Consider the following 11,255-nt stretch of genomic DNA (forward strand, 5'->3'; position numbering starts at 1 on the left):
TAAGTAGCTTATATTCTTATAATAAAATAGTTATAATATTAGAGCTTCCTTCATTTACAATTTTTTGTAGAGTCTTTTGCATCTTAACCCTTATCTCTTCTGGCATAGTATATAATTTACTTTGAAGCTGCTCTTTTACTAAATCATGAAGTGACTTACCAAACATATTTGACTCCCACAAGTCTGCTGGTTGTTCTTCAAATACTTCCATGAGATATTTTATCATCTCTTCACCTTGATTTTGATTTCCAACTATAGGAGAAACTTCTGTAGATATATCTGCTTTTATAATGTGAAGTGATGGTGCATTAGCTTTTAACTTAATGCCATACTGTTTTCCTTGTTTCATTATTTCTGGCTCTTCCAAGCTAAGTTCCTCCAAAGAAGGTGCTACTACTCCATATCCTTTTATCTTAGCATCCATTAAAGCACTTTCTATCTTATCATACTCATTTTTAACTTTAGATAGTCTAGTTATCAGGCTAAGCAATTGATAATCTCCTTCAATTTTAAATCCACTTTTTTCTTCAAGGACATTATAGAATAAATCTTGCTTTGTTTGTAAGTCAATGTTTATGACACCTTCACCTAACTCTACATGGTCAACACCTGTATCATCTAAAAACTCTAACTCAGAGAAACCTTGCATAATTCCTTCTATATCTCTTATTTTACCTATGTCTATAATGCTCTGTTTTAATGTTGTTATTATACTGCTTTTTATCCAGTGATTTCTCTCAAGACCTTCCACCCATTTAGGTAAGTTTATTCTTATTTCTGTAAGCGGGAAATCATATAGTACAGTTTCCATAACTTCCTCTATATCCTCATCTTCCATTTCAACTATATTCATTGGAAGAACTGGAACTTCATATTTTTCCTCTAATTCATTTCTAAGCAGACTTGTTTCCTCACTTCTAGGACTTAACGTATTTAAAACTACAGCAAATGGTTTTTTAAGATTTTTTAATTCTTGTATAACTCTCTCTTCTGGTTCTACATAGCTTTTTCTGTCAATACCAGTAACTGAACCATCTGTCAAGACAACTATCCCTATTGTAGAATGGTCTTTTATAACTTTTTTAGTCCCTATCTCTGCTGCTTTCTCAAATGTCATAGCTTCTTGTGACCAAGGAGTGGATACCAATCTTTGCTTTCCACCTTCCTCATGACCTAAAGCTCCTTCAACTATGTATCCAACACAATCTACCATTCTTACTTTTAAAGATACTGTGTCTTTTATTTTAATTTCTACACCATCTGCTGGTACAAATTTTGGTTCTACTGTCATTATAGTTTTGCCTGAACCACTTTGTGGTATCTCATCTCTTGTTCTATCTTTTTTGAACTCATTGTCTATATTTGGGATAACCAACTTTTCCATAAACTTTCTTATAAAAGTTGATTTTCCTGTTCTTACAGGTCCCACTACTCCAATATATATATCCCCCTGAGTCCTTTTGGATATATCTTCGTATATGTTATTATTCATATTATTCCTCCTATACATCTAATCTTATTAAATTATATTTAGATTTCGAGGTTAATATTCTTAAAATAGAAAAATAAAGACCAGCAATATTAATTTAGTTTACATATAGAAATTTGCAAATTTCAATGTAAATTAAATTACAATGCTAGCCCAAACAGTAGTGTATTATATTAACTAACTTTAGTAGTATTTTCATTTGACTTACTATTCATTTCAATAAGCTCTTTACGTCTTTCTTTAGTCATACTCATCCATATAAATGTAAACACCAATCCAATTATGGCTACTATAGTAAGAACTATAAAGTAGTACTTATATCCAGTTACACCTGGAAATGCATCTAATATCTTTCCTGCTGCTAAAGGACAAAGTACTTCTGGAAGATATCCTAATGTAGCAACTATACCTATAGCAGTTCCTGATATTGATAGTGAATAATTTCCTTCTTCAAGTAATGAATAATGCAAACCTTGAATTGCATACATAGATACATATATTGCAACACATCCAATCAATAGTACATAAATCATAGAAGATTTCGTTGGTGTAAAGATTACACCTAAAAGTCCTGCAATCATAAGTATAAATCCATAAGATATAATCTTTGATGAGCCCACTTTATCTCCAAGTAATCCAGAAGCAGCTGAAGCTACTGGTCTACAGTACTGAGCTAATATTGATATTGCAGATGCAAATACTACAGTCGCTCCAAATGCTTCAGTTGAATATGGCGTAAAATAGTAAAATGACATATTAGCTGAATATGAACAAAACATTATTATTGTTATTATCCATGTATGAGGCATTTTTATTACTGTAAAGAAAGCTTCTTTATCAAATTTGGCTGATACCTCTTTTTCATTGTCTTTTAACTTAAAAAATACTAATAAGCCAACTATTACATTTATAACTGAATACAGCACTATAATAGTTGTAAGACCAGATTTATCACTTACTTTTGATGAAATATATCCAAATAATATTAAGACTAGAGATAAATGAATTGCATTGGTAATTCCACGACCACTTTCCATAAAACCAAAAGCCTTTCCTTGTTCATTTTCAGATGCTAACATCCTAACAGCTTTTACAAGTGCTGGCCAAAAAGTAAGTATTGTTGTTATTCCCCATAAAGCATGTATTAAAAATACAACGATATATGGAGGATAAAGCGTTAATACAAGACCAGATACCCCTGTAATAATTAAAGAACCCGAAAGTAGTTTTCTGGCTGAAATACGGTCTGCTAAGAAACCACCAAAAAGGTATGATACCATTGCAAGTAGACCATAAATACTTCCTAAACTCCCCATTTGTGTATTTGTAAGATTAAATGCTTGTGCAAAAGTATCATAATAATAATTCTTTAAATATGGTAAAGCATATATAAATGCTCCTGCTACAAAGAGTATTATCAAGACTTTGAAATTTTTCCAAATGCTTGGTTTATTTACTTCAACTGACATATTTCCTCCTTATGTAAATACTCATAAATTTTTATGATGACTAATTATTGATTTTTCAACATTTTAACGTATTATAGATTTATTAATATATTAAGTTAATTTATCCATAATTTTTAGTGAGCTAAAGATAAACACTTTTAGCTCACTAAAATAATTATATTTCTATTTATAGGAATCCCCAGAATTATTAGCTACCTTCTTTTCATAATTCTTCCATATCATTAAGCCTGTTATTATAACAAAGAGACCTCCACCTATCATCTCAATCTCATAAACTATATTGTCTTTTAAAGTCTCCATAACTGGTGCTGTTGAAAAAAGTATCCCTACTACAGTTACTACAAGTACCATTCTGGCTATATTAATACAAGTTGAATCACTTTTTGCAATTGAGTATGGTCTTTCTTCATCTGGTCTCGTCTTTCTAAGTCTGATATAAGACGTAAAAAGTAATACATATGGAAACAATGCTGTCAATGCTGTCATAGTAACAAGAACATTATATATATTGTCTACTGATGGCAACAAATTTGTTCCTATAAGAAGTAGACTCACTATTATAGCTTGAATTACTACAGCATTTGATGGTATATTATGTTTATTTGTAACAGTTAATTGCTTAGGAAATACACCTTCTTTTACATTTCCAAAAAGCATCTTTACTGGACCTGCTATATAAAGTATTAATGCTCCTAGTACCGATAAAGTTATCCCAAATGCTACTACTTTTATAAACCAGCTACCTATTCCTAAATCTTGTGCAACTTTAGCTAATGCATCCAATATTCCTGTTGATGCTGCAATTTCATCTGGAGGAAGTATCATTGTTATTGCTACTGAACCTAGGATATAGATTCCTCCTATTAAAACAGCTACTGTTAATATAGCTTTAGGGAAGTTCTTCTTAGCATTATCCATTTCGGTTATAAAATTAGCAGTTGTTTCAGCTCCTGATAGTGCAAATATTATAGCAGATATAGAAACTAGTGAATTAGCATCTATCTTTGGTATTATATTTTGGATTGTATATACAGATGCTGATGGAGCTTTTTTGAGAATAACTACAGACATAAATGCCATCACTATAAGTAATATAGCAGGAATTGTAGAACCTAATGCTCCTGTATTCGTAAAGAATTTTCCAAATGCCATTCCACGAGTACTTACTAGGGATAACATCCAGAATATTATGAGTGAAAGCACTAAAATAAACATCTTATTGTTTGATAGAGCTGGATTTCCAAGCATATAAGCAATATTTATAGCTAAGAATGTCAAGAAGGAAGAATACCAAAATATCTTTGATGTCCAATTTAACCATGACACCATAAATCCCCACTTCTCTCCATAAGCCTGTTTAACCCATTCTCCAAGTCCACCATCTTTTGGATATGTTGCAGCCAACTCTGCACATATAAGTGATGCTGGAACAAAGAATATAAAAGCAAACAATAACCAAACTGGTATCGAACCAAGACCCAACCCAAAACTAGAGGCAGTAGATTTAGCTATCCATCTAATCCCAAATAGTGCTGATATATTCATAAATACTAAATCCCAAAATCCAATCTTCTTTTTCACTGTAATTCCTCCAATTTTAAATTTACTTAAATTCATACATATGTACTAATTTAAATATCAAGTATAAGCTCTTCAACGCTTCTTGGATAATTAGTTATAATTGTAGCACTATTTTTACCTACTATTGCTGTATCTGAGTGTCTAAATCCTCCAACTCCAGGTATATATATTCCTGGTTCCATAGAAAATACCATTCCTTCTTCTAGTATTAATTCATTATCAAATCTTAAATATGGCTCTTCATGTTCTGATAAACCTAAACCATGGCCAATTCTATGATTTGAATATAACTCTAGACCATACTTTGCAACAACGGCTCTTGCTGCTTCGTCCACCATTCTTGCTGGTATCCCAGCTTTTATTGTATCTAGTCCAGCTTGTTGAGCTTCTACTGCAATCTTAAATACTTCCTTTTGTTTTTCTGTTGGCTTACCTATAATAAAAGTTCTTTCATTTTCTGCTCTATAGTTTTCATACCAAACCTGTCTACTATGTATTACTATATCTCCTCTTTGAAGTATTCTAGTATTGGAGTCTAAATGTGGTTGTGCTGTTCTATCGATGCCTGAACAAGTCCAGTTTGCAAATCCTATATATGTATCAGGATAATTTTCAGATACATATTTTAGTAAAGCATTATCCCCTGCAACGTCAAATTCCAATTCACTCATCCCAACTCTAACATTTTCCAAAGAACCTTTTATTCCTATATCAGATAAGTAACCAGCTATCTTTAAAAATTCTATCTCTCTTGAGTCTTTTACATATCTCATTTCAAATATTTTACTTCCAACATCTTTAATAGCAAATGATTTCTCAGTTATATATTCCGAAAAGCTTGCAGATACTATATCTTTTTCTATCCCAACAGTTATTCCTTTAGGATATCTATTTAAAATTATATCTAAGTAATGCTTATGTGATATTCCATGTTCTTTCATTTCTGGTATTTCATAATACACATATACATTATCAACTTTTGCAACTTCTTTTGCATGTAGTTCCTCTAATCCAGGTACTATTAATTCTATTTTATCTTGAGTTACTACTGTTACAATTGGTCTAGAGTAAGTTATTGCTTTAAATCCACTAATATAAAATTGATTGTCTGGTTCAAATATTAGGGCAATTTCAATGTTTTTTTCATTCATATACTTTCTTAATCTTTCTAGTCTCATGTTATTTGACATAGCACACCTCTTTCTCAATATTCAGATAATTCATCCAGTACAACAATTAATGAATATATCATTTTAGAATTCTTAATGTTTGTAGTACTTGTTGTATTAGTATGTAAATTAAATTTATTTGTGATTATTTTATCATAATCATGATTATTTTGTCAATCATGATTTCATTTTTAAATATTTTTTATATTCTTATGATTTTAAGTTATCTAAAATATAACAAATATACATTATATTTTGGAATATTATCCTTGATTTATAATAAATTTAATGATAAAATCACGATTATATAAACTATATTGATTATTTGTAGGTGAATAAAATGACAAATAAAGAATTACAAAAGAAAAGGATATTAATGTATTTCATAGAAGCTGCTCAAAACATTATGGAAAATGAAGGAATAGAAAATATTACACTTCGTAAGGTTGCAGATATGGCTGGCTATAACAGTTCAACCCTATATAACTACTTTAAAAATTTAGACCATCTAATATCATTTGCATCTATAAAATATTTTAAGGATTACAACTTGAATATTTCAAGGTGTATAGAAAATGTCAGTGATGAATATAAGAAATATATAATTATGTGGAAATTATTTTGTAAACATTCTTTTGACAATGCTCAGGCTTTTTATCAGGTATTTTTTAACTTGTCCAGTGATGAACTTAGTTATATCACAAAACAATATTATGATATGTTTCCAGAGGACTTAGGTATTCATGATAGTGATATATCTTTAATGATTACAGGAAAAAGTATAAAAGAAAGAAATAAAATACTATTGAACAATCTTGTAGGTACTGGATATATACCAGCTAAAGATTTAGATATAATCAATGATATAATTATTTCTTTTTATCAAAATCTATTATTCTTAAAAAGAAACACAGGAAAAAATTCTAATGATGATGAATTAACTATGAAAATGATTTCTTCTATTGAATACATAATAAAACATGCTAAGTAATATTAAAATAGCCCTCTTTTCAAAAAGAGGGCTAAAACACATCTATTATTTTTTTATTTTATTGTGCAATAAGTTTATATATCATCACCTAAAACAACTTCTTCCATTTCGTGTTTTTTACTTCTCATCATTAGCTCTATTCCAACTTCTTTAGGATTTGAACCTTTAGTTATTACAGAATATATAGCATTAGTTATTGGCATATCTATATTCAGCTTTTCAGCAACATCATGTGCTACTTCAGTAGCAGTTATTCCTTCTACAACCATCTTTACTTCTTTTAAGGTGTCTTCTAAGCTCATACCTTGGCCTATAAGTATACCCGCTCTTCTATTTCTACTATGCATGCTTGTACAAGTAACTATTAAATCTCCAATGCCTGAAAGGCCTGCAAATGTAGACATATTAGCTCCCATAGCAGTACCAAGTCTACTCATTTCACTAATTCCTCTTGTCATAAGAGCTGCTTTTGCATTGTCACCATACCCTAATCCATCACATATACCAGCACCAAAAGCTATAATATTTTTTAATGCTCCTCCAAGTTCAACTCCAACTATATCTGGATTTGTATAAACTCTAAGTTTAGGACTCATAAATAAATCTTGTATACTCTGTGCTATTTTTAATTCTTTAGAAGCTACTACTACTGTAGTAGGTATATCTCTTGCTACTTCTTCAGCATGAGATGGTCCAGATAGTATTACATATGGATTTTGTGGCAATTCTTCTTCACATACCTGAGACAATCTAAGTCCAGTGCCTTTTTCAAGACCTTTTGCTACATTAACAATAATTTGTCCAGCTTTTACAAAAGGTTTTATTTTTTCACAAGTACTTCTTACAGCTTGAGATGGAACTGCTAAAACTATTACTTTGCAATTTTCTATAGTTTTTTCTATATCAGTACTTATAGTTATATTATTTGGAAATAATACTCCTGGTAAATAGTCTGTATTTTCTTTAGTCCTGTTTATTTTTTTAGCTTGTTCTTCTTTTCGAGTCCACATGCTCACATCATTACCTTTTTTTGCAAGACCTAAAGCTAATGCACTTCCCCAACTTCCAGTACCTAATACACATACTTTCTCCATGTTTAACACCACCTGAGTATAATATATTTACTATTCTTTCTTTTGACCAATTTTTCTTTCTGTCCCATTTAATAATCGCTTTATATTTGCTCTGTGATTATATATTACTGATATGGTTAAAAACAAAGCTACAACTAACCCAGCTTTATTTTTTGCTATAATCATAAATATTGGTGAACAACCTATCCCAACAACAGAACCTAATGAAACATATTTTGTTATAATTACCACCAATATAAATACTGCCAAACACATTAATGTTATTGCTGGATTTACAGCAAGCATTGCACCTAACGAAGTTGCAACACCTTTACCCCCTCTAAATCCTAAAACTGCTGGCCAATTATGACCTGCTACAACACATATAACTGCTAGATATCCAGCTAAAAGAGTATCTATACCAACCAACTTTGCTGCAATTTCCGATATTAAAACAGCAATTACACCTTTAAAAACATCACCTAAAAAAGTCATTGCTCCTGCTCTTTTTCCAAGTGTTCTAAGCACATTTGTCGAGCCCGCATTACCCGAACCTTGAGTCCTTATATCAACTCCAGCAATTCGCTTTGCAACTATATACGAGGTTGATATATTGCCTAATAAATATGCAATTACAGCAATAATTATATAACTAAATATCTCCACTGAACTTACCCCCTTTAGTTATATTTTAGATATTTACTTTTTATTTTTTTGTCTATACTCAATCTTTATTGAAGTTCCTTCAAATCCAAAGTTTTCTCTTATCTTATTTTCAAGGTATCTTTGGTATGAGAAGTGAGTTAAGTTCTTGTCATTTATAAATAAAGTAATTTTAGGAGGTCTAATGTCTGTTTGAGTTCCATAGTAAATTTTTAATCTTCTACCTTTATCAGATGGTGGCTGATTTAACATTACAGCTTCTCCAATTACTTCATTTAATGCTGAAGTTGATATTCTCTTAGAATGTTCATTTGATACATATTCAACTGTATCTAATATTTTATTCATTCTTTGATTAGTCTTTGCAGAAACAAATACTATTGGAGCATACATCATAAATGGGAATTTTTCTTTTATATCTTTTGTGTAATTACTCATTGTCTTATTATCTTTTTCTATTAAGTCCCATTTATTGACTACAAATATACATCCCTTGCCTTCATCATGTGCTATACCTGCAACTTTTGTATCCTGCTCTGTCACGCCTTCCAAAGCGTCTATAACTATTAACACTACATCTGCTCTATCTACAGCACTCATAGCTCTTATTACACTGTATTTTTCTATTGTCTCATATATTTTGCTTTTTCTTCTAAGCCCTGCTGTATCTATAAGAAGAAATTTCTGTCCATTTTTTTCAAAATAAGTATCTATTGCATCTCTAGTAGTTCCTGCAATTGGACTTACTATTACTCTTTCTTCTCCTAATATCTTATTAAGTATAGAACTCTTTCCTGCATTTGGCTTACCTGTTATAGCTACTCTTATTATATCTTCTTCATACTCTGTATCTAATCCTGCTGGAAAATTTTGAACTATCTCATCTAATAAATCTCCAAATCCCATACTATTGGCTCCTGACACTCCAAAAGGAGTTCCAAAACCTAATTCATAAAAATCATATATATTGTCAAACTGACTTTGACTATCAATTTTATTAACTACTAAAATTACTGGTTTTTTTGTTTTTCTAAGTATCTGAGCAATTTCTTTATCAGCAGCTGTTATTCCAGCCTTGCCATCAACTATAAAAAGTATTACATGGGACATGTCCATTGCAAGCATGGCTTGATTTCTCATTTGAGATAATATTATATCTTCGCTATCAGGTTCAATACCTCCTGTATCTACTAATGTAAAATATTTATCTAACCATTCTACTTCTGCAAATATTCTATCTCTTGTAACTCCTGGTGTATCTTCAACTATTGATATCCTTTTTCCTGCAAATTTATTAAATATTGTAGACTTACCAACATTTGGTCTCCCAACTACAGCTACAACTGGCCTACTTATACTCATGTTGTTTCTCCTTCCATCTTTTGTTTTCTATTTTAAAATTTTATCCACAAAATCTTTTCCTTCATTTAAGCATGGGATAATTTTTATTTTCATAAGTTCTTCTAACTGATTTAGTTCAATATTATCTAAGAAAATTTCTTCATCTGCTTTTAACATACTTCTTGTTATATAAAGAGCCTCTCCCAATTCCTTATGCTCAAGTTGCTCTTTTAAATCTTTAGCTGTTAAAAGACCTGATACTGTTATTGTTTCTCCAAAAAACTTATTTTTTATTTCATAAACATCTATTTGAAGATTTTTAAACTTGTCCATCATAGCATCTGCCATACTTTGTATAAATTCATATGCAGAATGTCCAGTAGCTATTGATACTTTTTTATCTCTTTTTAGAATATTCTCAGACAATGTGTTTAGATACTCTTCAATCTCGGTTTTTAACTTACGTATCATACCTACACCATCTTCAAACTGTAAAAATCCTTCATATTCTTCATATCCAGGCAATTCTCTACTAGATAATATATAAAATTCATCTGATAAAAATGCAAATCGAGTCCCTATTTTCTCAAGATATTTCTGTTGCATTTCATGCATTTGCTCTATAGTTTTACTTGCACCCTTATTATCAAATATATTTAATTCTGCTAAATTGTCTCTATGCTTTGTAATCCCAACTGGAACTATAGCAACGCTATTTACATATGGATAAAGTTGAGCTAATTCTTTTATTGTTCTCTCCAATTCCTTTCCATCATTTATACCTGGACATAAAACAATTTGACAGTTCATTTCTATATGAGCATCTGCCAATCTCTTCATTATACCATATAATTTTCCTGCAAATTTATTGCTTATCATTTTTTGTCTTAATTCTGGATTAGTTGTATGCACAGATATATTTATAGGACTTATTCTGTATTTAATGATATTATTTATATCTTCTTCACTCATATTTGTAAGTGTAACAAAATTTCCTTGTAAAAAAGATAATCTGGAGTCATCATCTTTAAAATAAAGAGTTTCTCTCATTCCTTCTGGCAACTGGTCTATAAAACAAAACATACATTTATTTCTACAACTTTTAGCTTGGTCAATTATTGGATTTGTAAATTCAACGCCCAAATCTTCATCATAGTCTTTTTCTATCTCATATATGTAGACTTCGCCATCTTTTTTTTGTATTTCTACCTCTAAATACTCATCACTTAGTAAGAATCTATACTCTATTATATCATGTATTGGCTGTTCATTTACAGATATAAGTAAATCTCCTACTTCTATACCTATTTCTTCTGCAATACTATCTTTGTAAACTTTACTTATAATATTATTTATTTTTTTTACATTTACTTCCATTTTTTTCACCACTCTTTTATATTCATCAAGATTTATTATAATATATTTTCATATACGGTTTATGACTTTATTATATTTTACAATAGCATTTTTAAACATTTC

9 protein-coding genes are annotated in these 11,255 nt (G+C 30.3%); 1 reads left to right on the forward strand and 8 read right to left on the reverse strand.

The genetic code is table 11. The annotated features are described in order from the left end of the window. Positions 1-16: 16 nt before the first annotated feature. The 4 genes from spoIVA to KGF50_RS10260 form a co-directional block, all read right to left on the reverse strand. A complete protein-coding gene (gene spoIVA / locus KGF50_RS10245; RefSeq protein ID WP_227829157.1) occupies positions 17-1,492 on the reverse strand; it encodes a stage IV sporulation protein A in 1,476 nt (491 codons plus the stop codon). A 170-nt stretch (positions 1,493-1,662) separates the two neighbouring features. Then, positions 1,663-2,958: an MFS transporter gene (locus tag KGF50_RS10250; protein ID WP_227847944.1), complete on the reverse strand. Its 1,296-nt coding sequence runs from the start codon at positions 2,956-2,958 to the stop codon at positions 1,663-1,665. Between the two features lie 162 nt (positions 2,959-3,120). Then, positions 3,121-4,575, reverse strand: coding sequence for an amino acid permease (locus tag KGF50_RS10255; protein WP_255654865.1), 1,455 nt, complete (start codon positions 4,573-4,575; stop codon positions 3,121-3,123). Between the two features lie 14 nt (positions 4,576-4,589). Further along, positions 4,590-5,729, reverse strand: coding sequence for a M24 family metallopeptidase (locus KGF50_RS10260; RefSeq protein WP_227847946.1), 1,140 nt, complete (start codon positions 5,727-5,729; stop codon positions 4,590-4,592). Between the two features lie 319 nt (positions 5,730-6,048). Between KGF50_RS10260 and KGF50_RS10265 the strand changes: the two genes are divergently transcribed. Further along, entirely contained in the window at positions 6,049-6,699 is a 651-nt protein-coding gene (locus tag KGF50_RS10265) for a TetR/AcrR family transcriptional regulator (protein WP_227847947.1), read from the forward strand. Positions 6,700-6,773: 74 nt separating this feature from the next. Here KGF50_RS10265 and KGF50_RS10270 read toward each other — a convergent pair whose 3' ends face one another. Genes KGF50_RS10270 through KGF50_RS10285 form a run of 4 tightly spaced genes read right to left on the reverse strand, consistent with a single transcriptional unit; the run spans position 6,774 to position 11,153 of the window. Then, positions 6,774-7,793: an NAD(P)H-dependent glycerol-3-phosphate dehydrogenase gene (locus KGF50_RS10270; protein WP_227847948.1), complete on the reverse strand. Its 1,020-nt coding sequence runs from the start codon at positions 7,791-7,793 to the stop codon at positions 6,774-6,776. 30 nt (positions 7,794-7,823) lie between these two features. Further along, on the reverse strand, positions 7,824-8,438 hold the full coding sequence (gene plsY / locus KGF50_RS10275) for a glycerol-3-phosphate 1-O-acyltransferase PlsY (RefSeq protein ID WP_227432431.1): 615 nt from the start codon (positions 8,436-8,438) through the stop codon (positions 7,824-7,826). Positions 8,439-8,471: 33 nt separating this feature from the next. Then, positions 8,472-9,797 (reverse strand): ribosome biogenesis GTPase Der, encoded by a 1,326-nt coding sequence (gene der / locus KGF50_RS10280; RefSeq protein ID WP_255654866.1) that lies wholly within the window; start codon positions 9,795-9,797, stop codon positions 8,472-8,474. A gap of 27 nt (positions 9,798-9,824) precedes the next feature. After that, a complete protein-coding gene (locus tag KGF50_RS10285) occupies positions 9,825-11,153 on the reverse strand; it encodes a DUF512 domain-containing protein (protein ID WP_227847949.1) in 1,329 nt (442 codons plus the stop codon). Positions 11,154-11,255: the final 102 nt, after the last annotated feature.

Origin of the sequence: Clostridioides sp. ZZV15-6598, assembly GCF_020657705.1 — a bacterium.
In the GTDB taxonomy this organism is placed as follows: Bacteria; Bacillota; Clostridia; order Peptostreptococcales; family Peptostreptococcaceae; genus Clostridioides; species Clostridioides difficile_F.

What these genes read in the sequence shown, in the direction of transcription:
- spoIVA (WP_227829157.1), bottom strand. Translation starts at nt 1,492, where the DNA reads ATGAATAATAACATATACGAAGATATATCCAAAAGGACTCAGGGGGAT.
- KGF50_RS10250 (WP_227847944.1), bottom strand. Translation starts at nt 2,958, where the DNA reads ATGTCAGTTGAAGTAAATAAACCAAGCATTTGGAAAAATTTCAAAGTC.
- KGF50_RS10255 (WP_255654865.1), bottom strand. Translation starts at nt 4,575, where the DNA reads ATGAATTTAAGTAAATTTAAAATTGGAGGAATTACAGTGAAAAAGAAG.
- KGF50_RS10260 (WP_227847946.1), bottom strand. Translation starts at nt 5,729, where the DNA reads ATGTCAAATAACATGAGACTAGAAAGATTAAGAAAGTATATGAATGAA.
- KGF50_RS10265 (WP_227847947.1), top strand. Translation starts at nt 6,049, where the DNA reads ATGACAAATAAAGAATTACAAAAGAAAAGGATATTAATGTATTTCATA.
- KGF50_RS10270 (WP_227847948.1), bottom strand. Translation starts at nt 7,793, where the DNA reads ATGGAGAAAGTATGTGTATTAGGTACTGGAAGTTGGGGAAGTGCATTA.
- der (WP_255654866.1), bottom strand. Translation starts at nt 9,797, where the DNA reads ATGAGTATAAGTAGGCCAGTTGTAGCTGTAGTTGGGAGACCAAATGTT.
- KGF50_RS10285 (WP_227847949.1), bottom strand. Translation starts at nt 11,153, where the DNA reads ATGGAAGTAAATGTAAAAAAAATAAATAATATTATAAGTAAAGTTTAC.